Here is a 23,729-nt window from a genome sequence, read left to right on the forward strand (position 1 = left end):
GGGCCCCGCGCGGCGGGCGGCGCATGTGCACGCGCGCCCGGCGCCGCGGCCCGACCGCGTACGGGTCGGTGCTGCCGACGGCGCCGGTGCGACGGCTACCGGTAGTGATCGTCCACGACGCGGCTCATCGCCCCGAGAGGGTCGCTCGCCACGTGCACGGCGGAGAAGTAGGCGTGCCCCTTGACCTGGTCGTAGTCGCCGCAGAAGGTCAGATGGCGGGACAGCTCGGCGGGATCGCGCCACTGCTCCGGCTGGGCCGGATCGGCCACCTTGTAGAGCGCCTCGCCGACGTAGAGGTCGACTCCGGTCCCGCGGACGACCTCGTTCCACCAGGGCACCAGCTTGGCGTAGTCGGCGGCCGTGAAGCCGATGTGCCAGTAGAGCTGCGGGGTGATGTAGTCGACCCAGCCCTCGCGCACCCACTTGCGGCAGTCCGCGTGCAGATCGTCGTAGGTCTGCACACCGGCGTTGGTGTCCGAACCCTCCGGGTCGGTCGCCTTGTTGCGCCAGACGCCGAAGGGGCTGACACCGAAGGGCAGCGGCGCGCGGCGCTTGCCGAGTGCCTCCTTCATCCCGCGCACCAGCAGGTCGATGTTGTGGCGGCGCCAGTCCGCCTTGTTGTCGAAGTCGCCGCCGTGCTCGGCGTAGGTGGCGTCGTCGTCGAAGACCGCGCCCTCCACCGGGTAGGGGTAGAAGTAGTCGTCCCAGTGCACGCCGTCGATGTCGTAGTTGTCGACCGCGTGCAGCATCGCCTTGGTGACGAACTCCCGCACCTGCGGCAGTCCGGGGTTGTAGTAGAGCTTGCCGCCGTAGGGCACCGCCCACTCCGGGTTCTTGCGCACCGGGTGCTCGGGCGAGAGCTGCGCCGGGTCCTCGGAGTTGGCGACGCGGTAGGGGTTGAACCAGGCGTGCAGCTGAAGTCCGCGCGCGTGCGCCTCCTTCACCGCGAACGCCAGCGGGTCCCAGCCCGGGTCCTGCCCCTGGGTGCCGGTCAGCACCTTGGACCACGGCTCGTGCGGCGAGGGCCAGAGCGCGTCGGCGGTGGGCCGCACCTGGAAGTAGACGGTGTTGAGCCGGCGCTCCACCGCGGTGTCCAGATGGGCGATCAACTCCCGCTGCTGGACGGCTGCTTCGAGACCGGTGCTGCTCGGCCAGTCGATGTTCTCGACGGTGGCGATCCACACACCGCGCAGCTCGGCTGCGCGGCCTCTGCCGCCGTCGGCCGGCCGAGCGCCGGCCGCCACCGCGGGTACGGCGGTCAGCAGCCCGGAGAAGGCCCCGGCCGCTGCTGCCGCGAAGGTCCTTCGAGTGATGCGGCCCATACTGCCCCCTGACAGTTCGTGACTGTTGCCGGCTGTTGCGTCCGAGTTCGCCGGCAGATCGGCGTGGTGCAGAGCACAGCATGTACCGCCCGGCGCTGGGAAGGGCGCATGACACGTACACGGGTGTTCACCGACAGCTGCGCGAAACTGCGCGACGACTGGGCTACCCGGCAGTACAACGACGGCCGCCGACGGGTAACGTCGTGCGGCGAGGCGCCGCGACCGCGTACGGCAGAGGTTGGACGCGGCAGTGCGCCGCGGACCGGAAACCCAGCGAAAGGCACGTTGTGACCGACATCGAACGCGTCGGAGTGGTGGGCTGCGGCCAGATGGGCGCCGGCATCGCCGAGGTGTGCGCCCGCGCCGGACTCGAGGTCAAGGTCGCCGAGACCACCGGCGAGGCCCTTGAGTTGGGACGCACCCGACTGCTCAACTCCCTCGACCGCGCGGCCCAGCGCGGCAAGATCACCGAGGAGGAGCGGGACGCGACCGCCGAGCGCCTCACCTTCACCACCGATCTCGGCGAGTTCGCCGACCGCGATCTGGTCATCGAGGCCGTGGTGGAGAACGAGCAGGTGAAGACCGAGATCTTCCAGGTGCTCGACCAGGTGGTCACCCGCCAGGACGCGATCCTCGCCTCCAACACCTCCTCCATCCCGCTGGTCAAGCTCGCGGTCGCCACCTCGCGCCCCGACCACGTCATGGGCATCCACTTCTTCAACCCGGCCCCGGTGCAGAAGCTGGTGGAGCTGATCCCCGCCCTCACCACCAGCGAGGGCACGGTCGCCAGGGCCGAGGCCATGGTCGCCAACGTCCTCGGCAAGCACTCCATCCGCGCCCAGGACCGCTCGGGCTTCGTGGTGAACGCGCTGCTCGTCCCGTACCTGCTCTCCGCGATCCGGATGTACGAGAGCGGTGCGGCCGGCCGCGAGGACATCGACAACGGCATGGAGCTCGGCTGCGCCCACCCGATGGGCCCGCTCAGACTCTCCGACATGGTGGGCCTGGACACCATCGTGGCCATCGCGAACTCGCTCTACGACGAGTTCAAGGAGCCGCTGTACGCCGCTCCCCCGCTGCTCCAGCGGATGGTGGAGGCCGGCCACCACGGCCGCAAGACCGGCGTGGGCTTCTACTCCTACGACAGCTGACACCCGGCGGGGCCGCCGCGCACGACAGCCCCGCACGACACGAGAAGGGGTTCCCGATCGGCGATCGGGAACCCCTTCTCGTGCGTCTCGGAGCACTTCGGCCCGACGGCCTCAGACTCCGCGCAGCTCGGCTCCGGTGCGCTCGGCGGCCACCGCCACCGCTGCCTCGCGGGCGGCACCGACCTCCTCCGCGGTCAGCGTGCGGTCGGGCGCGCGGAAGCGCAGCGCGTACGCCAGCGACTTGGCGTCGCCGCCCAACTGCTCACCGGTGTAGAGGTCGAACAGCCGCAGCGACTCCAGGAGTTCGCCGGCGCCCTCGCGCAGCGCGGCCTCCACCTCCGCCGCCGGGACGTCCGACCCCACGACCAGCGCGACGTCCTGGGTGGCCACCGGGAAGGTGGACACCGCGGGAGCCGTCACCAGCCGGCCGCCGGCCCGCTCCACGGCGTCCAGGTCCAGCTCCATCGCGCCGGAACCCGCGGGCAGGCCGAACGCCTTGATCACCCGCGGGTGCAGCTCACCGGCGTGGCCGACGAGCTGCTCCTCGCCGTCCACCACCACGCTCAGCGCGGCGCAACGGCCCGGATGCCACGGCCCGTACGCCCCGCGGCCGACACGCAGCTCGGCGCCGAGCGCACGGGCGACCGTGCGCGCGGCCTCCACGGCGTCCGCCCACAGCGCCTGACGCCCCTTGCCCCACCAGCCGTCCAGCTCGCGCGCGCCGCTCAACACGACGGCGGCGTGCCGGGGTTGCACGGGCAGGGCCGCGTCCAGCGCCGCGATCTCCTCGTTGCTGGGCCGACGCTCCGCGGACAGCCCGGCCGAGGCGTCGGCGACGGCCGCCGTCCCGTCCGCACGCGGGTGGAAGACCAGCCCGGTCTCGAAGAGCGCCACGTTCTGCGCGCCCCGCCCCTCGTTGCGGCGCAGCGCGCCGAACAGGCCCGGCAGCAGCGTCGTGCGCAGCCGCGGCTCCTCGTCGGAGAGGGGGTTGACGATGCGCACCGTGCGCCGTGCCGGGTCGTCCTCGGCCAGCCGCAGCCGGTCGAAGACGCCGTCGCCGACGAACGGGTAGCTCAGCGCCTCGGTGTACCCCTCGGCCGCCAGTGCCCGGCCCACCCTGCGGTGGGCGCGCTGGCTCTCGGTGAGCCCGCGGCCCGCCGGCGGCCTGGGGAGCGTGGAGGGCAGGCTCTCGTAGCCCTCCAGCCGGATGACCTCCTCCGCGAGGTCGTTGGGGTCGTTCAGGTCGGGACGCCAGCTGGGCACGGTGACCGTCAGCTCGTCGGAGCCGTACACGTCGCAGCCCACCTGCTGGAGCCTGCGGACCACGGCCTCCCGGCCGTACTCCACACCCGCCACCCGGTCGGGGTGGTCGGCGGCCATCACCACGGTGCGCGGACCGCCCGGGGTCACCACCTCCGTCACACCGGCCTCGGCGCTGGCGCCGGCCAGCAGCACCAGCAGATCGACCGCCCGCTGGGCCGCCGCCGAGGCGGCCTGCGGGTCGACACCGCGCTCGAAGCGCTTGGACGCCTCGGAGGTGAGGCGGTGCCGGCGTGCGGTGCGCGCCACCGCGACCGGGTCGAAGTGCGCGGCCTCGACGACGATCTCGCGGGTGCCGGCCACCTCGCCGGTCTCCGCGTCCTGCTCGGCGTCCGCGATCTCGGTCTCCGCACCGCCCATCACACCGGCCAGCCCGATCGGGCCGCGCTCGTCGGTGATGACCAGGTCCTCGGGGTCCAGCTCGCGCACGGCGCCGTCGAGGGTGGTGATCTTCTCGCCGGCCTCGGCACGGCGCACCCCGATGGTGCCGCGAAGGCGGGACCGGTCGTAGGCGTGCAGCGGCTGACCGAGCTCCAGCATCACGTAGTTGGTGATGTCCACGGCGAGCGAGATCGGGCGCATGCCCGCCTTCTCCAGCCTGCGCCGCAGCCAGATCGGCGAGCGCGCCTCGGGGCGCACCCCGTGCACCGCACGGGCGGTGAAGCGGTCGCAGCCGACCGGGTCGGCCACCTCGACGGCCGGGCCGTGCTCGTTGGCGGCGGGGGTGTCGATCAGCGCCGGATCGCGCAGCGGCACGCCGTACGCGGTGGCCGCCTCGCGGGCCAGGCCGCGCATCGACAGGCAGTAGCTGCGGTCCGGGGTGACGGCGATGTCCAGCACCTCGTCGACCAGCTCCAGCAGCTCGATCGCATCGCTGCCGACCTCGTGCTCGGGCGGCAGGACGATGATCCCGTCGTGGTCCGTGCCCATGCCCAGCTCGGCGGCCGAGCAGATCATGCCCTCGGAGACCCTGCCGTAGGTCTTGCGCGCGGAGATCTTGAAACCGCCGGGCAGTTCGGCGCCCGGGAGCACCACGACCACCTTGTCGCCGACGGCGAAGTTGCGGGCGCCGCAGATGAGGTTCTGCGGCTCACCGGTGCCGTTGGCGTCGCCGACGTCGACCTGACACCAGCGGATCGGCTTCTTGAACTCCGTCAGCTCCTCGACGGCCAGCACCTTGCCGACCACCAGCGGGCCGCTCAGGCCCTGGCCGAGCTGCTCGACAGTCTCGACCTCCAGGCCCGCGGCGATGAGCTTGGCCGCCACGTCACGACCGGTCTGCCCCTCGGGCAGCTCGACGTACTCCCGCAGCCAGGAAAGCGGGGCGCGCATCAGATCTCCATCCCGAACGGCTGGGTGAACCGGATGTCACCCTCGACCATGTCTCGCATGTCCTCGACGTTGTGGCGGAACATCAGCATCCGCTCGATGCCGAACCCGAAGGCGAATCCGCTGTACTTCTCCGGGTCGACGCCGCAGGCCACCAGGACCCTCGGGTTGACCATGCCGCAGCCGCCCAGCTCGATCCAGCCCTCGGAGGAGCAGGTGCGACAGGGGCGGTCCGGGTTGCCGACGGACTCGCCGCGGCAGACGTAGCAGACCATGTCCATCTCGGCGGACGGCTCGGTGAAGGGGAAGTAGTTCGGCCGCAGCCGGGTCTTCATCCCCTCGCCGCCGAACAGCGCCCGGACCATGTGGTCCAGAGTGCCCTTGAGGTCCGCCATGGTCAGGCCCTCGTCCACCGCGAGCAGCTCGACCTGGTGGAAGACCGGCGTGTGGGTGGCGTCCAGCTCGTCGGTGCGGAACACCTTGCCCGGGCAGATCACGTACACCGGCGGCTCGCGGTCGAGCAGCGAACGGATCTGCACCGGCGAGGTGTGGGTGCGCAGCACCATGCCGGAGTCGCCGACGGCCGAACCGCCGCGCGTACCCGCCGCGTCCGCGGGCTCCTGGCCCGAGTCGACGAAGAAGGTGTCCTGCATGGTGCGCGCCGGGTGGTCCGGCCGGATGTTGAGGGCGTCGAAGTTGAACCACTCCGCCTCGACCTCGGGCCCCTCGGCGACCTCGTAGCCCATCGCGACGAAGACGTCCTCGATGCGCTCCATGAGGGTGGTCAGCGGGTGGCGGCCGCCGCGCGGCGCACGCTCGCCGGGAAGGGTGACGTCCACCGCCTCCTCGACGAGCACCCGCTCGTCGCGCTCTGCCTCCAGCTCCTCCTTGCGGGCTCCGAGCGCCTTGCCCACCGCTCCGCGGGCCTGGCCGACGCGCTTGCCCGCCTCCGCCTTCGCGTGCGGCGGCAGGGCGCCGATCTCCCGGTTGGCGAGCGAGAGCGGGCTGCGGTCGCCGGTGTGGGCGATCTTGACCTCCCGCAGCGCCTCGAGGTCGCCGGCGGCGGCGATGGCCGACAGCGCCTCGTCCCGCGCCTGGTCGATCGCTTCCGGTTTCAGTGCTGCGACCTCGACTGGGTCGTACGACTTATTGGGTGCGGACATCTCTTCCCGTGCTTCCGATTGGCTGGCTGCGCGCATACCCCGTGACACATGGGCGCCAAAGGTGCCAAGGAGGCAGTCTAGTGCCCCTGCGGAGAGGTCACCGAGGGCAGCGCACACGGACTGCTCTGCGAGGAAGCCCGTGGGGCGGGCCGCCGTACGCCGCTGGCTGGCAACCTCAGGAGAGGACGGCGGGGGCACCCACGGGCAGGGTAAATCGGAACTCCGCGCCGCCGGCGGGCGAGCGGCCGACCGTGATCGTGCCGCCGTGCGCCTCGACGATGCCCTTGACGATGTAGAGCCCCAGGCCCGTGCCGCCGCGCTTGCTGCCCCGCCAGAAGCGGGTGAAGACGCGGCCCAGCGACTCCTCGGGAATACCGGGGCCCCGATCGCTCACCGTCACGGTCGTCCCCTCCTGGGCTCGGCGCACCGGGCCCGCGGAGGAGCCCGTGCCGCGACGCTCGCGGCGCATGCCCGGACGGCTCTCCAGCACGGCCGGGGCGACCTCGATGGTGACAGGTCCCTCGCCGTGCCGCACCGCGTTTTCCAGCAGGTTGCCGAGCACCTGGTCGATCTTGTCGGGATCGGCCCACAGCGCGGGCAGCGACGGCTCGACCCGGACCTCGAACCGCTCGGCGGCCGTCCCGCCGGCCCGGTGCGCCTCGACGTGCCGCCGGACCGCGGCGACCATGTCCACCGGCTGCTTGCGCACCTCCAGACGACCGGAGTCGATCCGGGAGATGTCCAGCAGCTCGGCGATCAGCCGGGTGACCCGGTTGGCGTCGGCGTCCACCGTCTCCAGCATCAGACGCTTCTGGTCGTCGGTGAACCGCTCCCACTTGGCCAGCAGGGTGGCCGTGAAGCCCTTGACGGAGGTGAGCGGGGAGCGCAGCTCGTGGGCGACCGTCGCGATCAGTTCGGCCTGGTCGCGTTCGCCGCGACGACGCGCCTCGGTGCCCCGGACGGCGACCACCAGCCGACGTATCGGACCGGTCGGATACTCCCGCACGTAGCTGGCGGAGACCAGGACTTCACGGCCGCCGGGCAGCAGCAGATTGCGCTCGGGCTGCCTGGTCCTGGTGGCGAGGCCGCCGTACGGGTCGGTCACCTGCCACCAGCGGCGCCCCTCCATGTCCTCCAGCGGCAGCACGCGCTCTATCGGCAGGCCCAGCGCGCTGGCCGGGTGCAGTTCGGTGATGCGGGCGGCTGCGGCGTTGAAGCAGACCACCCGGCCCTGCGGATCGGCGATGACCAGGCCGTCCGGCAGATCGTCGGGAGTGACGGCGCACTCCCCCTGCCGCCCGGCGTCGCCGGATGTGCCCGCGTGCGCCTCGAACCGGGCGGTCCCACCGGCCGGCTCGCCGGGGGCGGGAGTCTGCTCCGCCCCTCGCGCCCCGTGTGACGTCCCCACGTCCACCCCCCACTCACCCCCGCCGTACGGCCCGCGGTACGAACCGCGCTGCGGGCCCGCAGGTCACGTCACCCTACTAGCTGGAGGTGACAGAGCGGCACCCTCCGGAGGCGCGCTGTGCTCGCGCGGAGGCGTAGAGGCAGACGGCTGCGGCGGTGGCCAGGTTGAGGCTCTCGGCGCGGCCGTGGATCGGGACCCCGACGACCCGGTCGGCCAGCGCCCTGGTCTCCTCGGGCAGGCCCCACGCCTCGTTGCCGAAGATCCATGCGGTCGGCTCGCCCATGGTGCCGCGATCGAGCTCGTCGTCCAGGTCCGCGGCGCCCGCACCGCCGTCGGCCGCCAGCACTCGTACGCCGTGGGCGCGCAGCCCCTCGACGGCGCGCTCCACCGGGACGCCGACGGCGACCGGAAGATGGAAGAGCGAACCGACCGAGGCCCGTACCGACTTGGGGTTGTAGAGGTCCACCGAGGCGTCCGTCAGCACCACCGCGTCGGCGCCGGCCGCGTCCGCACAGCGCAGCACGGTGCCCGCGTTGCCCGGGTCGCGGACGTGCGCGAGCACGGCGACCAGACGCGGCCGGGCGGCGAGGATCTGCTCGAAGGGCGAGTCCAGGAAGCGGCAGACACCGATCAGGCCCTGCGGCGAGACGGTCTGGGAGATGTCGGCCATGGTGGCGTCCGAGGCGAGGCAGACGCGCGCGCCGCTCTCCGCGGCCCGGTCGACGATGTCGGCGTACCGCTCGGCGGCCTCGGCCGTGGTGAACAGCTCGGTCAGAACGGGCAGTTCGGCGCCGTCCTCACCGGAGCGACGGTGCGCCACCGCCTCGCGCACGGCCTGCGGTCCCTCTGCCAGGAAGCGCCGCTCCTTGCTGCGGAAGTTGCGGCGCGCCAGACGCCTGGCTGCGACGACGTGCGGGTTGCGCGGAGAGATCGGCTCGTCCGGGGCCATGGCGGGGGCGTACTCGCTTCCGGTCGGGAACAAAGCTGACCCGCAGGCGCGGTGGCCTGCGGGTCAGCTGAGGAACGTCCTCTGGCTCAGGCGGCCTTCGGGGCGTTGACGTCGCTCGGGAGCGCCTTCTGCGCGACCTCGACGAGCGCGGCGAACGCGTTCGGGTCGTTGACCGCGAGGTCGGCGAGCATCTTGCGGTCGACCTCGACCTCGGCTGCCTTCAGACCCTGGATGAAGCGGTTGTAGGTGATGCCGTTGGCGCGGGCAGCGGCGTTGATCCGCTGGATCCACAGCTGACGGAAGTCGCCCTTGCGCTTCTTGCGGTCGTTGTAGTTGTAGACGAAGGAGTGGGTGACCTGCTCCTTGGCCTTGCGGTAGAGGCGCGAACGCTGACCGCGGTAGCCGCTGGCCTGCTCGAGGATCGCCCGGCGCTTCTTGTGGGCGTTTACCGCCCGCTTGACGCGTGCCACGTGTTAACTCCTTGAAGCGGGGCCGGAGTTGACTCATCCGACCCGGAAATCGATGGGGTCCCGGTTCTGCTGCCGCCCCGGTGCGTGTCCACGCACGGGCGGCAGCCGGCTCACTTGCCGAGAAGCTTCTTGATCTTCTTGGCGTCGGCAGGAGCCATCTGGGTCTTGCCCGCAAGGCGACGCGTCAGCGTGGACGGCTTGTGCTCGAGAAGGTGGCGGCGGCCGGCGCGCTGGCGCATCACCTTGCCGGAGCCGGTGATCTTGAAGCGCTTGCTCGCACCACTGTGCGTCTTGTTCTTCGGCATGGTCGCCGTTCTCTCCTCGTCGGTGGCGTTTCCGCCCGTCCTGCGCGCTGTGCCAGCGGCTCCGGCAGGCGGAAACGTCAGCTGTCTTCGTACTGTGTTCCGGTCGGCCGGGCTCGCGCCCGGCTCTCCGGAGAAGGCTCACGCCTCGGCGGGCTCCTGCTCGGGTGCCTCGACCGCCTCGGGCGCCTCGGCGGACTCCGGCGCGTCGGCCGACTCGGTGCCGCGCTGCCGCTCCGCCTTGCGGGCCGCCTGCGCCTCACGAGCCTCGGCCATGGCCTCGGTCTTCTTCTTGTGCGGGCCGAGAACCATGATCATGTTTCGGCCGTCCTGCTTCGGGTTGGACTCCACGAAGCCCAGGTCCTGGACGTCCTCCGCGAGCCTCTGCAGCAGTCGGAAGCCGAGCTCCGGCCTGGACTGCTCACGACCGCGGAACATGATCGTGATCTTGACCTTGTCACCCTGCTTGAGGAACCGGACGACGTGACCCTTTTTGGTGTCGTAGTCGTGCGGGTCGATCTTCGGCCGGAGCTTCATCTCCTTGATGACCGTGTGCGCCTGGTTCTTGCGCGCCTCACGGGCCTTCATGGCCGACTCGTACTTGAACTTCCCGTAGTCCATGAGCTTGCACACGGGGGGCCGCGCGTTCGCGGCGACCTCGACGAGGTCGAGGTCGTACTCCTGGGCGAGCTCCAGTGCCTTCGCGAGCGGCACGATGCCGACCTGCTCGCCACTGGGACCGACGAGTCGCACCTCGGGGACGCGAATCCGGTCGTTGATACGGGGCTCGGCGCTGATGAGGCCTCCTCGGATTAGCACCGCGCGGTTGTCTGGCGGACAGCCGCACAACGTCTGTTCGATCGACCGCCTCGCGGCACCCGTGACGCACAAAACGCCCCGGACGAGGACACAGGTGAGGGCTCCTACAGACGGAGCACCACCACGGTCTCGCGGGGCGCGGTCTGACCTTTGACCTGCCGACCCGGGGGTCGATCAGGTGGGAGCTTGGAGCCTCCACTTGAGGGCCGGGCACAGTGATGCCCAACCGGTCGGACTCCATGCTACAACACCCGCCGGACGGTCGGAGCCACCCCCGTACGCGCCCGGTGCGCCCGGCCCGCACGCCTCGCGCGCCCCTCCTCCGCACGCCGCACGCGCGCCCGTCCGGATCCCGCGCCCCGTCCGCGCGCGGCGTGCACGGGCGCGCGCTTCTCGCGGCGACGCGCATCTCCGGGCCGGCGTCGGGGCGTCGGTGCCGGGCGCGGAGGTCCGGACGCACTCGCCTAGGCTGACGTCGTCCCCCGGGCGCATCCGCCCGACCGCCGCGCACAGACCGTCCGCACCGCCGTCGCCGCGGCCGGACGAGACGAGAGAGCCATGACCGACGCCACACCCCAGCCGCAGGACTCGCCCGAGGGCGAGACCGCCCAGTTCGACGCGATGACCCGGGACATCGCCGATGTCCCCGCCGTCGAGGTGATCACCACCGTCGCCGTGCACCTCATGAGTTCCGCCGCGGTCAACCTGGGCCTCGCCGAGGAGGGCGAGCAGCACAAGGACCTGGACGAGGCCCGCAAGCTGATCCACGCCCTCGCCGGGCTGGTCACCGCCGGCGCCACCGAGATCGGCTCGTACCACGCCGCGCCGCTGCGGGACGGGCTGAAGTCGCTCCAGCTGGCCTTCCGCGAGGCGTCCACCGTGCCGGACGAGCCCGGTCAGGGCCCCGGTGAGAAGTACACCGGTCCCGTCCACGGCTGAGCCGGCCGCGCGGGAGAACGTGCCGGCCCGGGACCGGAACGTGAGGGACGGGAACGTCGGGGCGGAACGTCAGCGGGTGTAGACGGGGTCGCCGGGCAGCCTGCCGTCCGCGGGCAGCAGGGCGAGATCCAGTCCGCGCACCAGCCGCTCACGCAGCGTCGGGTCCGCGGCGAGCGCCCCGGCCAGCCGCCGCACCACCCGGCCGGCGTCCGCGGCGTCCGCGGCGTCCGCGGCCTCGTCGAGCTGCAGTGCGAGGGTGCCGTCGCTGTCCCGGCCGGCGCCGAGAGTGGCCGCGCGCACCCCGGGCTCGGTCGACAGCACCTCCCGCAGCGCCCGGTGCACCGCGGCGTCCCGCAGCGGGTCGCCCACCTCGGTGCGGCCCTGGGCCAGCGCGCGCAGCGCAGCGCCGCTCAGCTGGTAGGTGACCGGCCCCGCCAGATCGAGCACCAGAGTGTCCGCGCCCTCCTGGACCGTGGCGCGCAGCGCCTGGTGCAGCGGCACCGCCACCGGGCGGGCGTCGGCGCGCCAGCGGGCGAGGTTCTCGGTGCAGGTGAACGCCGGCAGCGCCCGTCGACCGCCGGGCGCGGTCAGGGTCGGTACGGCCATGTCGCTGCTCTTGTCCCGGCGCAGCCCGTCGGGGCCGGTCTCGGCCTCGCCGAGCACCGCGACGACGGGCACCAGCAGCCGCGCACGGGCCAGCGCGGCGAGCAGCCGCGGCTCCGCGGCGCGGTCCTGGTGCCAGGCCGCGAGTGCGCGGGCCAACTCCGGGTCCGCGGACCCGTCGTCGTCGGAGAAGCCGGAGTCGGGAATGTTCTTGAGCGCCACCCGAGGAGCGTAGCCGCGCCGGGGGCCGGCGGGGCGGCCGGGTTCAGTAGCGGCGGAGCCCGCCCGTACCGCGGTAGAGGAAGACCGCCACGGCGACGAAGAGCGCGCCGAGCGCGGCGGCTGTCGGGGCGAGCCAGGCGGTGGAGGTCTCGGTGCGCTCCGGGCCGCTGCCGAAGTACTTCTCGGCGTACGGCTCGGCGACCGGGCGCTGGGCCTCCGCCTCGATCGAGGCGCCCACCTCAAGGGCCGCTGCCGCGTCCACCACGCCGGTGCCGAGCGCGTCGCTGCGGCCACCGGCGGGGGTCTTGTCCGCCGTGTCCGCGAGCAGGGTGCGGACCTGGGTGGGGCTCAGGTCGGGGTGCGCCGCGCGGACCAGCGCCGCGGTGCCGGAGACCATCGCGGCGGCCACGCTGGTGCCCCAGCCCTGGTAGTAGCGGGTGTCCGGGTCGGCCATCACGACGCTCTTGCCCGGCGCGCTGACGGTCGCGTACCAGCGGCGGGTGGAGAAGGCGGCCCTGACCCCGTACCGGTCCACCGCGGTCACCGCGATGACTCCGGGGTAGGCGGCCGGGTAGGAGACCGGGTCCCCCTTCTCGCCGCCGTTTCCGGCGGAGGCCACCACGACGACGCCCTTGCTCAGGGCGTAGCGGACCGCCGCGTCCTCCTTGGGGTCGGGCTCGGCCGAGGCGCTGTCGTCCCCCAGGGAGAGGTTGATGACGTCGGCACCCTGGTCGGTGGCCCAGCGGATACCCTCGGCCAGCGCGCCCGCCCTGGTGGAACGCGCCTTCTTGCGCTGCGGGTCGTCCTGTTCGAGCAGTACGCGGACCGGGAGGACGTCCGCCTCCGGGGCGACGCCGAGCACGCCGTTGCCACGGCCCGGCCCGTGCCCGCGGCCGGCGATGATGCCAGCCATCGCGGTGCCGTGCTTGGCCCAGGCCGCGTCCCCGCGGGCGGCGCCGAAGCCGACGACGTCCTTGCCGCCGAGCACCGCGCCGCGCAGGTCCGGGTGTTCGGCGTCCACACCGGTGTCCAGCACGGCGACGGTCACGCCCTCGCCCTTGGTGGTCTTCCACGCCTCCTGGGCCCCGACCACCTCCAGCGCCCACTGGCGGTCGCGAATGTTGTCCGCCTGCGCCGCGGGCATCGGCAGCACCAGCAGCAGCGCGGCGACCAGCGTCGCCACGGTGGCCCGACGGGCGGTCATTCGTCCTCCACGGTGTCCGCGACGGTCCTGCGTACGCCCCGCTCCACGCGGTCGGCGATGCCCTGCGCGTCGTGGCCCAGTCCGGCCTGCGCGGGTGCGGTCTTCTGGCCCTTGCGGGTGGCGTCGCCGGCCGGTTGCGGATCGCTGACGGCACGGCCGTCGGCGAACCCGCTGACGGCGAACACCACGACGGGTGCGTCGGTCAGGACGCGGATGGTCCAGCTGGCGCGCTGGGCGTCGCCGAAGTCGGCGGCGAGGGTGCCGCGCACGGGGTGGGTGCGCGGCATCAGGTCGGTGCGCTGGGTGAGGTTCTCGGTGGCGAAGCGGTTGCGGAGCTTGTCCATGCCGCCCGCCCCCGCTCTGGTGAAGACCATGCCCACGGTGGTGACGGTGCTGGAGGTCTCGTCGAGGTAGGTGGCGCGCACCAGGCGGCGGCAGCCGACGGGTGAGAGCACCTTGCTCAGCAGCTCGTCGAAGGCGCCCTCGCAGGTGCTGTCCGGGGCGGCCGCCAGCCGGATCCAGCGCCGGTCGGCGCCGCCGGGGCCCGCGCCGTCGCCGGGGAGATTGCGCGGGAACAGCTCGTCGACGGGGGTCTCCCGCCACAGGTTCCCGGCGGCGCGGAAGCCGGTCGGCCCGGAGTCCTCGGAGCCGGTCATCCAGGTGCCGGCCGCGGCCCCGCCCAGCAGCCCGGCCCCCAGCACCATGCACAGCGCCGCGGCGGCGAACCGCGGCCGTCCGGTGGGCAGTCGGCGGTACCAGGGCGGAGGCGCGCCCTGGGTCGCCGGCGGATCGGTGCGCGGCGGGGCGGGCGGCGGCATCGGGCCGTCGGGGTGGTACGCGGGCTCGCCGAACGGCGCGGTGTCCGGTCGCGGCGGCAGCGGCCCGGCCGGAGCGCCGGCCGAACGGACGGCGGTGCGGGCCGACTTGGGGCGCTCACCAACCGCCGCGTGCGAACCGGCCGCCGCGGGAGGGGAGTCGGGCGGCACCGGCGCGGACTTCCGGGCGGCGGGCGGCGATTTGGGCGCCTCTGGCCGTGAACCGGCCGCCCCAGGCGGGGAGTTGGGCGTCTCGGACCCGGCTGCCGCCGGTGCGGGCTCGGGCGCGGAGGAGGGCGGTACGGCGGGTGGCGGGCCGCTCGGCGCGGCCGGCGCGTCATCGCGCGACGTCGGTACGGAGGGCGGCTCCGCAGGTACCGGCGGGGACTTGGGCCGCTCCGCGCGACCGGCGACCGCGGAGGCGGGCGAGGTCGTGGACGAGGAACGGGGCGGGGACTTGGGCGCGGACCCGGGCGGGGTCTTCGGCGCGGACCCGGGCGGGGACTTGGGCGCGGACTTGGGCGGGGCGGCGGGGCCCGCCGCGGACCGGGGGACCTCCGGCCGACGGGCGGGCGGAGCACTGCGCGCAGTCCCGCCCGACGCGCCCGTACCGGCGGGCGGGGTCTTCGCGACGGGCCCGCCGCCGCGGTCGGTCGACGTGCGCGGCCGCGGAGGGCTCGCCGTCGGGTTCGGCGGCGCACTGGGCCGCGGCGGATTCAGCGGCGGCATCGGCGGACGTGCTGAGTCGGCCTCAGTGCTCACCCGCTCCCCCTCGCACTTCCCTGGAGGCACCGCCCGGTTGGGGAGCGGGGCCTGGCTCGTGTGGACAACACCGCTTCAGCGACCGGCATGCCGGTGGAAGGCGTGCGCGTCACTTTACGTGGAGTGCGCAGTGGTCCGACAACCCGCTCGTACCAGGACTGTCCTGAAGCGCCGCCCTCTGGCAAGCTGCGTGCGTGTTCGCCTCCGCCTCGCACCCCTCAGCCGACCGGGCCCGATACGACCGTGCCACCGCTCACCTCGACGCCCCGCTGGCGCTGGTGGACCTGGAGGCCTTCGACGCGAACGCGACTGACCTGGTGCGCCGGGCCGGCGGCAAGCCGGTACGGGTCGCCTCCAAGTCCGTACGCTGCCGCGCACTTCTGGAGCGGGTGCTGGAGCGCCCCGGTTTCGCGGGCGTCATGAGCTTCACTCTGGCCGAATCCCTGTGGCTGGCGAGGTCCGGGATCTCCGATGTGCTCCTCGCCTACCCCTCGGTGGACCGCGCCGGCTACGCCGAGCTGGCCGCCGACCCCAAGCTCGCCGCCTCCGTCACCGTGATGGTCGACGACCCCGCTCAGCTCGCGATGATCGACCAGGCCCGGGACGGGGGTCGGGAGGAGATCAGGGTCTGTCTTGAACTGGACACCTCCTACCGGCTGTTCGGCGGCCGGGTCCGGTTCGGGGCGCGGCGCTCCCCGCTGCACTCCCCCGGCGCACTGGCCGAACTGGCTCGGTCGGTGACGCGCCGGCCCGGGTTCAGCCTGGTCGGACTGATGGCCTACGAGGGGCACATCGCGGGCGTCGGCGACGACGTGCCCGGCCGGCCGCTGCACTCGCGCGCGGTGCGGCTGATGCAGCGCGCCGCGCGGCGGGAGTTGGCCGAGCGGCGGGCCGCGGCGGTACGGGCGGTGCGCGCGGTGGCGCCCGACCTGGAGTTCGTCAACGGCGGCGGCACCGGCAGCGTCCAGCACACCGTCGGTGAGGAGTCGGTGACGGAAGTGGCCGCCGGTTCCGGGCTGTTGATGCCCAGGCTCTTCGACCACTACACCGGCTTCTCCGGCCGCCCGGCCGCGCTCTTCGCGCAGCCCGTGGTGCGCCGGCCCGGCGTGGGTGTGGTGACGGTGCTCGGCGGCGGCTACCCCGCCTCCGGCGCCGCCGGACCGGACCGCCTGCCGACGCCGTACCTCCCCGAGGGCCTGCGGTACGACCCGTTGGAGGGGCCCGGCGAGGTGCAGACACCGCTGCTGGGCTCCGCGGCGGACGATCTGCTGATCGGCGACAAGGTGTGGTTCCGGCACGCCAAGGCGGGCGAACTGGCCGAGCGGTTCGCCGAGATGCACCTGATCGAGGGCGACCGGATCACCTCGGTCGTACCGACCTACCGGGGCGAGGGCCACACCTTTCTGTGACCGGTCGGGCCGACGGCCGCGGGCGCGCACCGCGGCAGTCGGCCGACGCGCAGCCCCGCTGCTGCCGTGGACACGCGGTCACCGCGGCCCGTCGCCCCGGACCGCGGCACGGCGCACCTGCGCGTGCCCGCATCGGTGCGTGCCCGCATCGGTGCGTGCCCGCATCGGCGCGACGGCGTTCCGGGGCGGCCGGGAGCCGACCGTACGACCGGCTCTCCGCCGGCCCGACGGAGCCGAACCCGGCTACAGCGGCGTCACGTACGCCCCGGCGATCCCGCCGTCCACCAGGAACTCGGCGGCGTTGACGAACGAGGCGTCGTCGCTGGCCAGGAACGCGACCGCGGCCGCGATCTCGGTCGGCTCCGCGAAGCGCCCCACCGGCACGTGCACCAGTCGGCGCTGGGCGCGCTCGGGGTCCTTGGCGAACAGCTCCTTGAGCAGCGGGGTGTTCACCGGTCCCGGGCACAGCGCGTTCACCCGGATTCCCTCGCGGGCGAACTGCACGCCCAACTCCCTGGACATCGCCAGCACTCCGCCCTTGGAGGCGGTGTAGCTGATCTGCGAGGTGGCCGCGCCCATCACGGCCACGAAGGAGGCGGTGTTGATGATGGAGCCGCGTCCCTGCTCGCGCATGTACGGGATGGCGTGGCGGCAGCAGAGGTAGACGGAGGTCAGGTTGACCTCCTGCACCCGCTTCCACGCCTCCAGTCCGGTGGTGAGGATGGAGTCGTCGTCGGGCGGTGAGATCCCGGCGTTGTTGAAGGCGATGTCGACCGAGCCGTAGGTGCGGTGGGCGGTCGCGAAGAGCTCCGCCACCTGGTCCTCGTCGGTGACGTCGGTCTCCACGTACAGGCCGCCGACCTCCTCGGCCGCGGCCCGCCCGCTGTCGGTGTCGACGTCGGCGCAGACCACGTGGGCGCCCTCGTCGGCCAGTCTGCGCGCGGTGGCCAGCCCGATGCCGCTGCCGGCACCGGTCACCACGGCGGTGCGGCCGATCAGTCGCCGGCACACTGCTGCTTCGGTCATCTGCGGTCCTGCCTTTCACGAAGTCCCGCCCCCGGGTACGGAGCCGGGCACGGGTGCGAGGGTTCGGTACGGGGGCCCTGGTGCGGGCCCTGGCACGGGCGCGGGTGTGAGTCCTGGTCCTGGTGCGGACCGCCGTCAGGTGCTGAGGAAGACGTTCTTGGTCTCGGTGAAGGCCGACAGTGCGTCGGGGCCGAGCTCCCGGCCCAGGCCCGAGCGCTTGAAGCCGCCGAAGGGCGTCCAGTAGCGCACCGCGCTGTGGGAGTTGACCGAGAGGTTGCCCGCGGCGACCGCACGGGCGACACGCAGCGCGCGGGCGCCGTCGCGGGTCCACACGGAGGCGGCGAGGCCGTAATCGGTGGCGTTGGCGAGGGCGACGGCCTCCTCCTCGTCCCGGAACGGCACCACCACCGCGACCGGGCCGAAGATCTCCTCGATCGCCGCCCGGTCACCGGGGTCGCGCTCCAGCACGGTGGCCGGGTACCAATAGCCCCTGCCCTCCGGCGCGCTGCCCCGGATCGCCGCGGGGCCCTCCTGCGGAACGTACCGGCGCACCCGCTCCCGCTGGGTCTCGGAGATCAGCGGGCCCATGTCGGTGTCCGGGTCGTTCGGGTCGCCGCAGCGGAAGGCCAGTACGGCGGGCTCCAGCAGCTCCATGAACCGGTCGTAGACGCCGCGTTGGACGAGGATGCGGCTGCGGGCGCAGCAGTCCTGGCCGGTGTTGTCCAGGAAGGAGCCCGGGGCGGCACTGGCTGCGAGCTCCAGATCGGCGTCGTCGAACACCAGGTTGGGGCTCTTGCCGCCGAGTTCGAGTGTCAGCCGCTTCACTCCGCGGGCGCAGCGCGCCATGATCTCCTGCCCGACGGCGGTCGAACCGGTGAAGACGACCTTGGCCACCCCCGGGTGGTCGACCAGGGCGCGCCCGGTGCCGGCCCCGGCGCCGGGGAGCACCTGGAACAGGCCCTCGGGCAGCCCCGCCTCCAGGCCGAGTTCGGCCAGCCGCAGCGCGGTCAGCGGGGTGGTCTCGGCCGGTTTGAGGAGTACGGCGTTGCCGGCCGCGAGGGCGGGCGCGGTGCCCCAGGCGGCGACCGGCATCGGGAAGTTCCAGGGCGCGATGACGGCGACGACGCCGAGCGGTTCCTGGAAGGTGAGGTTGACTCCGCCGTCGACCGGGATCTGTTGGCCCGTCAGGCGCTCGACTCCCCCGGCCGCGTACTCCAGCAGATCGCGTGCGTTGCCGGCCTCCCAGCGGGCGTTGCCGATCGGATGGCCGGCCTCCCGCACCTCCAGCAGCGCCAGTTCCTCGAGGTTCTCGTCCACCCGTGCGGCGAACCGGCGCAGCTGTCGGGCCCGGTCGCCGGGCGACAGCGCGGCCCAGCGGCGCTGTGCGTCGGCGGCGCGGCGCACGGCCCTGTCCACGCCCGGGGCGTCGACGGCGGGGACGGTGGCGATCAGCTCCTCCGTCGCGGGGTTGCGGACCTCGTGCGCGGCGGGTGCGTCCGGGTCGGCGGGGGGCTCACCGGTGCGGTGCGGATCGGTCACTTCTCGGCCTCACATGCGTTCGAAGGAGCGGTAGCGCTCCCAGTCGGTCACCGCGGTGTCGTATGCCTGCTGTTCGACCCGCGCCATGTTGCGGTAGTGGTCCACGACCTCGTCCCCGAACGCCTCCCGGGCGAGGGCGCTGCCGGCCCAGAGCTCGGCGGCGTCGCGCAGGGTGGCCGGCACCTGTTCGGCGTCGCCCGTGTAGGCGTTGCCGGTGCACTCCTGCGGCAGCTCCAACTCCCGGTCGATGCCGTCGAGTCCGGCCGCGATCATCCCCGCGAGGGCGAGGTAGGGGTTGACGTCGCCGCCGGGCAGCCGGTTCTCCAGCCGGTGGGAGTGGCCGCGGCCGACGATGCGGTAGGCGCAGGTGCGGTTGTCGGGGCCCCAGGCGACGGAGGTGGGCGCGAAGGATCCGGGGCTGAAGCGCTTGTAGGAGTTGATGTTCGGGGCGTACAGCAGGGTGAACTCCCGCAGCGCGGCGAGCTGTCCGGCCAGGAAGTGGCGCATCGTCCGCGACATGCCGTACGGCCCGCTGTCGTCGGCGAGCAGCGGCGCGCCGTCGGAGTCGCGCAGCGAGAGGTGGATGTGGCAGGAGTTGCCCTCGCGCTCGTCGTACTTGGCCATGAAGGTGAGCGAACGGCCCTCCTGGGCGGCGATCTCCTTGGCTCCGGTCTTGTAGACGGAGTGCTGGTCGCAGGTGGTGAGGGCGTCGTCGTAGCGGAAGACGATCTCGTGCTGGCCGAGGTTGCACTCGCCCTTGGCCGACTCCACCGCCATCCCGGCCCCGGCCATCTCGTTGCGGATGCGGCGCAGCAGCGGTTCGACCCGGCCGGTGCCGAGCACGGAGTAGTCGACGTTGTAGAGGTTGGCCGGTGTCATGGTGCGGTAGCCGCCGGTCCAGGCGTCCTCGTAGGAGTCGCGGAAGACCATGAACTCCAGCTCGGTGCCGGCGTACGCGCTCCAGCCGCGTTCGGCCAGCCTCTCCAGCTGGCGGCGCAGGATCTGCCGCGGCGAGGCGGGTACGGGCGTGCCGTCCAGCCGGGCGAGGTCGGCGGTGACGAGCGCGGTGCCGGGGTTCCAGGGGGTGCGGCGCAGGGTGGCGAGGTCGGGGTGCATGGCGAAGTCGCCGTAGCCGTGCTCCCAGGAGGACATCGCGTAGCCGTCGACGGTGTTCATGTCGGCGTCGACGGCCAGGAGGTAGTTGCAGCCCTCGGTGCCGTGGCCGACCACGTCGTCCAGGAAGAAGCGGGCGGCGAAGCGTTTGCCCTGGAGTCTGCCCTGCATGTCGGTGAAGGCGAGGACGACGGTGTCGATCTCGCCCTGTTCGACGAGCCGGGTCAGCTCCTCGAGGGGCAGTGGGGGCGTGGCTTCCGCACCTGCCGCGGTTACGCGCTGTGTCACAGGGCCTCCTGTCCGTACACCGGAGGCTCTAAGGTAGTGGCGCGTACCTTTGGGAGGGAAGTAGCGCGATGGACGAGCGTCGGTCGGCCGAGGACGGGAAGGGCCTGCTCTCCCCCGTGCTGCGCCCGGTGCGCAGCGGCAACGGGTACGAGGAGGCGCTCGAACAGATCCTGCGGGTCATCCGGCTCGATCTGCTCTCCGAGGGAGACCGGCTGCCCGCCGAGCGCGAGCTCGCACTCCGGCTCGGCGTCAGCCGCGCCACCCTGCGCGAGGTGCTGCGCACGCTCACCGAACAGGGCCTGGTGACGAGCGTGCGCGGACGCTACGGCGGCACGTTCGTCCGCCGTCCCGCGACGGATCCGCAACTGCCGCAGGGCCCGGGCGTGTCGGCGGCCGATCTGGAGGACACCCTGCGCTTCCGCGAGGTGCTCGAGGTCGGCATCGCGGAACTGGCCGCGCGCGGACGTCCGTGCCCGGCCGCACGGGACCGCCTCGCCGAGGCGCTGGCCGCGACCGGGGACGCCTCCCCCGACACCTACCGGCGCTACGACACCCGCTTCCACCTCACGCTCGCCGAACTCGCCGGCTCGCCGTCGCTGACCGCCGAGTACGCCACGGTGCGCGCCCGGCTGAACCAACTCCTGGACCGCATACCCCTGTTGGTCCGCAATCTGGAGCACGCACAGCGCCAGCACACGGAGTTGGCCGAGGCGGTGCTCGCGGGCGACGCCGAGAGCGCCCGCTCGGTGATGCGGGAGCACTGCGCGGGCACGGCGGCGCTGCTGCGCGGCTTCCTCCCCTGAGCACCAAAGGTCTCCAGCACAACCTTTGACCGCACGACGTTCGACCGTACGACCGGCCACTGTCCGCGGACCACACCGCTCCGGAAGGGACCACCACCGTGCCCACACCGCTCGTCGGCATCAGCACCTACCTCGAACCCGCGAGATGGGGCGTCTGGGATCTGCCCGCCGCGCTGCTGCCCGCCGGCTACCACCAGCTCGTCCAGCGCTCCGGCGGTGTCGCAGCGCTGCTGCCGCCGGACGAGAACCCGCACGCCGCCGCACACGCGGTGGCCCGGCTCGACGCGCTGGTGGTCGCCGGCGGCTCCGACATCGCGCCCGACCGCTACGGGGCCGAACCCGGACCGCACACCGGCGCGGCCCATCCGGCGCGCGACGCCTGGGAGACGGCGCTGATCGAGGCGGCACTCGACGCACGACTGCCGCTCCTGGGCATCTGCCGCGGCATGCAGCTGCTCAACGTGGTCTGCGGCGGCACGCTGAACCAGCATCTGGAGGGCCACGGCGGACCGCCCGGCGTCTTCTCCTCCCACCTGGTCACCCCCGTCGAGGGCACTCGCCTCTCGGCGCTGCTGGACGGGCCGCTGGAGGTGCCGACCTACCACCACCAGGCCGTGGACCGGGTCGGCGATTCGCTGACGGTGAGCGCGTACGCGCAGGACGGCACCGTCGAGGCGCTGGAGATGTCGGTGACGCGCGGGTTCGTGCTCGCCGTCCAGTGGCACCCGGAGGCGGGCGAGGACCTGCGGGTGATGCGGGGGCTCATCGACGCGACGCGCTGACGGGCCGAGCCGCCCGCCCACCGGGACGCCCCCGACGGGCCGACGGACTGTCGGGCTGTCGGGACGCCGGGCTGTCGGGACGCCGGGCTTGCCACCGCGCCCCACGCCCGACACCGCGCGCCGCACACGACGGTGGCCCCGTGTCGACCGGCCGGTCGACACGGGGCCACCTCTGGGGCAGGGGGCGTACACCGCCCGGTGGGTCAGCCCTTCTTGCTCAGATCGGTACGGGCGTCGTCCGGGCCGCGCCCGCCGTTCCCGCCGCCGGAGTCGGAGAACGTGCCGTTCTCCATGCCCTCCTCGATGGCGGCGACCGTGTCACCGATGATCTTCTCGTGCTGCTTCTTGCGCTGGGCGGCCAGATAGGCCTGCCGTTCCTGGTGGAAGGACTTGATCGTCGCGAAGCACATACCGATCATCACCACACTGAACGGCAGCGCGATGAGGATCGCCGTCGTCTGCAAGGTGTCCAGCGCGGCCGTACCGGTACCGCTGGCCACCAGCAGTGCGATCGCGACCGCGCCCTCGGCCATCGACCAGAACACCCGGCTCCAGGTGGGCGGGTCGGGGTCGCCGCCGGAGGACAGCATGTCCACCACGTAGCTGCCGGAGTCGGAGGAGGTGACGAAGAAGAGCACGATCAGCAGCAGCGCGAACCCTGCCACCAGCGCACCGCCGGGCATGGTGTCCAGCAGCTGGAAGAGGGCGCTGTCGCGGTTGACGGCGGTGTCAGCCTCGGAGTCGATCAGACCGCCGGCGCCGAACTCCTCGCGGTGGATGGCCGCGCCGCCGAAGACGGCGAACCAGAAGAAGGTGAGCACCGTCGGGACGAGCAGCACACCGCACACGAACTCACGGACCGTACGGCCGCGGGAGATCCGTGCGATGAAGATGCCGACGAACGGCGACCAGGAGATCCACCAGCCCCAGTAGAAGACCGTCCAGTCACTGACCCACTGGGTTCCCTCGTCGCCCTGGGTGGCGCCGGTGTCGAAGCTCAGCGAGAGGATGCTCTGCAGATAGCCGCCGATGTCCTCCACGAAGCCGTTCATGATGAACAGCGTCGGCCCCGCGATCAGGACGAAGAGCATCAGGATCAGGGCCATCACCATGTTGATGTTGGACAGCCACTTGATGCCGCGGGCGACGCCGGAGACCACGGAGATCGTCGCCAGGAGCGTGATGCCGACGATCAGCGCGACCAGCACGCCCTTGCCCGGATCGTCGATCCAGCCCTTGAAGTCGATGCCCGCGGAGATCTGGAGGACACCCAGGCCCAGCGAGGTCGCCACACCGAAGAGGGTGCCGATGATGGCGACGACGTCGATGACGTTGCCCCAGGCGCCCTTGATCTTGTCGCCGAAGATCGGCTCCAGCGCCCAGCGGATCGAGACCGGACGGCCCTTGCGGTGCACCGCGTAGGCCACGGCGAGGCCGACGACCACGTAGATCGCCCACGGGTGGACGCCCCAGTGCAGGAACGTCTGCACCATCGCGGCCTGGTTCTGCTCTGCCGGGTCGTCACCGGTGCCGGGCCGCGGGCTGTCGAAGTGGGTGAGCGGCTCGGCCACACCCCAGAAGACCAGGCCGATTCCCATGCCGCAGGCGAAGAGCATCGCGAGCCAGGAGGCGATGCCGAACTCGGGCTTCTCGTCGTCCTTGCCCAGCCGGATGTCACCGTAGCGACCCACTCCGACCCAGATGGCGAAGATCACGAACAGCGACACCAGGGCGGTGTAGTACCAGCCCAGGCCGCCCACCACGTTCTCCTGAATGGAGCTGACGTGGCTCGCGGCCTGGTCTCGGAAGAGGGTGGCGTAGATGACGAACGCGACGATGATGATCGCCGCCGGGAAGAACACTCTCGGTTCGATCGTCGCCAGACGCCCTTGCCCGGCGCCCTCCTGACGAGCCGGACCCTCGTCCGTGCTCTCTTGACTCTGCTGCGCGGCCACGCACTCGTCCTCTGCTCTCGGTTTCCAGTTTCGGCC

The 23,729-nt window shown here is 72.7% G+C and carries 20 protein-coding genes; 5 read left to right on the plus strand and 15 right to left on the minus strand.

Annotated elements, in window-relative coordinates:
* Window positions 1-95: 95 nt before the first annotated feature.
* Window positions 96-1,322 carry a glycoside hydrolase family 10 protein gene (locus MTQ01_RS18110; protein WP_247491616.1) on the minus strand — a complete coding sequence of 409 codons (1,227 nt, stop codon included), beginning with the start codon at window positions 1,320-1,322 and terminating at the stop codon, window positions 96-98.
* 287 nt (window positions 1,323-1,609) lie between these two features.
* Here MTQ01_RS18110 and MTQ01_RS18115 point away from each other — a divergent pair, with 287 nt between their 5' ends.
* Window positions 1,610-2,473 carry a 3-hydroxybutyryl-CoA dehydrogenase gene (locus MTQ01_RS18115; protein ID WP_247491618.1) on the plus strand — a complete coding sequence of 288 codons (864 nt, stop codon included), beginning with the start codon at window positions 1,610-1,612 and terminating at the stop codon, window positions 2,471-2,473.
* Between the two features lie 111 nt (window positions 2,474-2,584).
* Here the strand turns inward: MTQ01_RS18115 and pheT are convergent, their stop codons facing one another.
* The 7 genes from pheT to infC form a co-directional block, all read right to left on the minus strand.
* Window positions 2,585-5,125 carry a phenylalanine--tRNA ligase subunit beta gene (gene pheT, locus MTQ01_RS18120; protein WP_247491619.1) on the minus strand — a complete coding sequence of 847 codons (2,541 nt, stop codon included), beginning with the start codon at window positions 5,123-5,125 and terminating at the stop codon, window positions 2,585-2,587.
* Complete coding sequence (pheS, locus tag MTQ01_RS18125) at window positions 5,125-6,285, minus strand: phenylalanine--tRNA ligase subunit alpha (RefSeq protein ID WP_247491620.1); 1,161 nt, start codon at window positions 6,283-6,285, stop codon at window positions 5,125-5,127. The genes pheT and pheS overlap by 1 nt, the downstream gene beginning before the upstream one ends.
* A 175-nt stretch (window positions 6,286-6,460) precedes the next feature.
* Window positions 6,461-7,699 (minus strand): PAS domain-containing sensor histidine kinase, encoded by a 1,239-nt coding sequence (locus MTQ01_RS18130; RefSeq protein WP_247491621.1) that lies wholly within the window; start codon window positions 7,697-7,699, stop codon window positions 6,461-6,463.
* 70 nt (window positions 7,700-7,769) lie between these two features.
* A complete protein-coding gene (locus tag MTQ01_RS18135; protein ID WP_247491622.1) occupies window positions 7,770-8,642 on the minus strand; it encodes an RNA methyltransferase in 873 nt (290 codons plus the stop codon).
* An 86-nt stretch (window positions 8,643-8,728) separates the two neighbouring features.
* Window positions 8,729-9,112 (minus strand): 50S ribosomal protein L20, encoded by a 384-nt coding sequence (rplT, locus tag MTQ01_RS18140; RefSeq protein ID WP_232267269.1) that lies wholly within the window; start codon window positions 9,110-9,112, stop codon window positions 8,729-8,731.
* Window positions 9,113-9,222: 110 nt separating this feature from the next.
* The gene (rpmI, locus tag MTQ01_RS18145) at window positions 9,223-9,417 is read right to left on the minus strand and encodes a 50S ribosomal protein L35 (protein ID WP_211040515.1); all 195 of its coding nucleotides are present in this window, start codon (window positions 9,415-9,417) and stop codon (window positions 9,223-9,225) included.
* A gap of 138 nt (window positions 9,418-9,555) precedes the next feature.
* A complete protein-coding gene (gene infC, locus MTQ01_RS18150; protein WP_247491623.1) occupies window positions 9,556-10,233 on the minus strand; it encodes a translation initiation factor IF-3 in 678 nt (225 codons plus the stop codon).
* A 558-nt stretch (window positions 10,234-10,791) separates the two neighbouring features.
* Here infC and MTQ01_RS18155 point away from each other — a divergent pair.
* Window positions 10,792-11,172 (plus strand): DUF1844 domain-containing protein, encoded by a 381-nt coding sequence (locus MTQ01_RS18155; protein ID WP_247491624.1) that lies wholly within the window; start codon window positions 10,792-10,794, stop codon window positions 11,170-11,172.
* A 69-nt stretch (window positions 11,173-11,241) separates the two neighbouring features.
* Here MTQ01_RS18155 and MTQ01_RS18160 read toward each other — a convergent pair whose 3' ends face one another.
* The 3 genes from MTQ01_RS18160 to MTQ01_RS18170 are packed head-to-tail and all read right to left on the minus strand — an operon-like array spanning window position 11,242 to window position 14,187.
* A complete protein-coding gene (locus tag MTQ01_RS18160; protein WP_247491625.1) occupies window positions 11,242-11,997 on the minus strand; it encodes an SseB family protein in 756 nt (251 codons plus the stop codon).
* Between the two features lie 43 nt (window positions 11,998-12,040).
* Window positions 12,041-13,201 carry a type VII secretion-associated serine protease mycosin gene (gene mycP, locus MTQ01_RS18165; protein ID WP_247491626.1) on the minus strand — a complete coding sequence of 387 codons (1,161 nt, stop codon included), beginning with the start codon at window positions 13,199-13,201 and terminating at the stop codon, window positions 12,041-12,043.
* A complete protein-coding gene (locus MTQ01_RS18170; protein WP_247491628.1) occupies window positions 13,198-14,187 on the minus strand; it encodes a hypothetical protein in 990 nt (329 codons plus the stop codon). The genes mycP and MTQ01_RS18170 overlap by 4 nt, the downstream gene beginning before the upstream one ends.
* A 785-nt stretch (window positions 14,188-14,972) precedes the next feature.
* Here MTQ01_RS18170 and MTQ01_RS18175 point away from each other — a divergent pair.
* Entirely contained in the window at window positions 14,973-16,187 is a 1,215-nt protein-coding gene (locus tag MTQ01_RS18175) for an amino acid deaminase/aldolase (RefSeq protein WP_247491630.1), read from the plus strand.
* A gap of 243 nt (window positions 16,188-16,430) precedes the next feature.
* On the opposite strand, the gene MTQ01_RS18180 is transcribed toward MTQ01_RS18175, so the two are convergent.
* The 3 genes from MTQ01_RS18180 to MTQ01_RS18190 form a co-directional block, all read right to left on the minus strand.
* Window positions 16,431-17,213, minus strand: a complete 783-nt coding sequence (locus MTQ01_RS18180; RefSeq protein WP_247491632.1) for a 3-oxoacyl-ACP reductase — start codon at window positions 17,211-17,213, stop codon at window positions 16,431-16,433.
* A 135-nt stretch (window positions 17,214-17,348) separates the two neighbouring features.
* Complete coding sequence (locus tag MTQ01_RS18185) at window positions 17,349-18,752, minus strand: aldehyde dehydrogenase family protein (RefSeq protein ID WP_247491634.1); 1,404 nt, start codon at window positions 18,750-18,752, stop codon at window positions 17,349-17,351.
* Window positions 18,753-18,761: 9 nt separating this feature from the next.
* Window positions 18,762-20,153, minus strand: a complete 1,392-nt coding sequence (locus MTQ01_RS18190; RefSeq protein ID WP_247491636.1) for a glutamine synthetase family protein — start codon at window positions 20,151-20,153, stop codon at window positions 18,762-18,764.
* Between the two features lie 68 nt (window positions 20,154-20,221).
* Between MTQ01_RS18190 and MTQ01_RS18195 the strand changes: the two genes are divergently transcribed.
* Both MTQ01_RS18195 and MTQ01_RS18200 read left to right on the plus strand, forming a co-directional pair.
* On the plus strand, window positions 20,222-20,956 hold the full coding sequence (locus MTQ01_RS18195) for a FadR/GntR family transcriptional regulator (RefSeq protein ID WP_247491638.1): 735 nt from the start codon (window positions 20,222-20,224) through the stop codon (window positions 20,954-20,956).
* Between the two features lie 98 nt (window positions 20,957-21,054).
* Window positions 21,055-21,738, plus strand: coding sequence for a gamma-glutamyl-gamma-aminobutyrate hydrolase family protein (locus tag MTQ01_RS18200; protein WP_247491640.1), 684 nt, complete (start codon window positions 21,055-21,057; stop codon window positions 21,736-21,738).
* 203 nt (window positions 21,739-21,941) lie between these two features.
* On the opposite strand, the gene MTQ01_RS18205 is transcribed toward MTQ01_RS18200, so the two are convergent.
* Entirely contained in the window at window positions 21,942-23,693 is a 1,752-nt protein-coding gene (locus tag MTQ01_RS18205; protein WP_247491642.1) for a BCCT family transporter, read from the minus strand.
* Window positions 23,694-23,729: the final 36 nt, after the last annotated feature.

The sequence above is a fragment of the Streptomyces sp. XM4193 genome (genome assembly GCF_023072595.1).
In the GTDB taxonomy this organism is placed as follows: domain Bacteria; phylum Actinomycetota; class Actinomycetes; order Streptomycetales; family Streptomycetaceae; genus Streptomyces.

Bases quoted from the DNA above. Each gene is read 5' to 3' on its own strand.
- MTQ01_RS18110 (WP_247491616.1), bottom strand. From the start codon at position 1,322: ATGGGCCGCATCACTCGAAGGACCTTCGCGGCAGCAGCGGCCGGGGCC.
- pheT (WP_247491619.1), bottom strand. From the start codon at position 5,125: ATGCGCGCCCCGCTTTCCTGGCTGCGGGAGTACGTCGAGCTGCCCGAG.
- pheS (WP_247491620.1), bottom strand. From the start codon at position 6,285: ATGTCCGCACCCAATAAGTCGTACGACCCAGTCGAGGTCGCAGCACTG.
- MTQ01_RS18135 (WP_247491622.1), bottom strand. From the start codon at position 8,642: ATGGCCCCGGACGAGCCGATCTCTCCGCGCAACCCGCACGTCGTCGCA.
- rpmI (WP_211040515.1), bottom strand. From the start codon at position 9,417: ATGCCGAAGAACAAGACGCACAGTGGTGCGAGCAAGCGCTTCAAGATC.
- MTQ01_RS18155 (WP_247491624.1), top strand. From the start codon at position 10,792: ATGACCGACGCCACACCCCAGCCGCAGGACTCGCCCGAGGGCGAGACC.
- mycP (WP_247491626.1), bottom strand. From the start codon at position 13,201: ATGACCGCCCGTCGGGCCACCGTGGCGACGCTGGTCGCCGCGCTGCTG.
- MTQ01_RS18180 (WP_247491632.1), bottom strand. From the start codon at position 17,213: ATGACCGAAGCAGCAGTGTGCCGGCGACTGATCGGCCGCACCGCCGTG.
- MTQ01_RS18195 (WP_247491638.1), top strand. From the start codon at position 20,222: ATGGACGAGCGTCGGTCGGCCGAGGACGGGAAGGGCCTGCTCTCCCCC.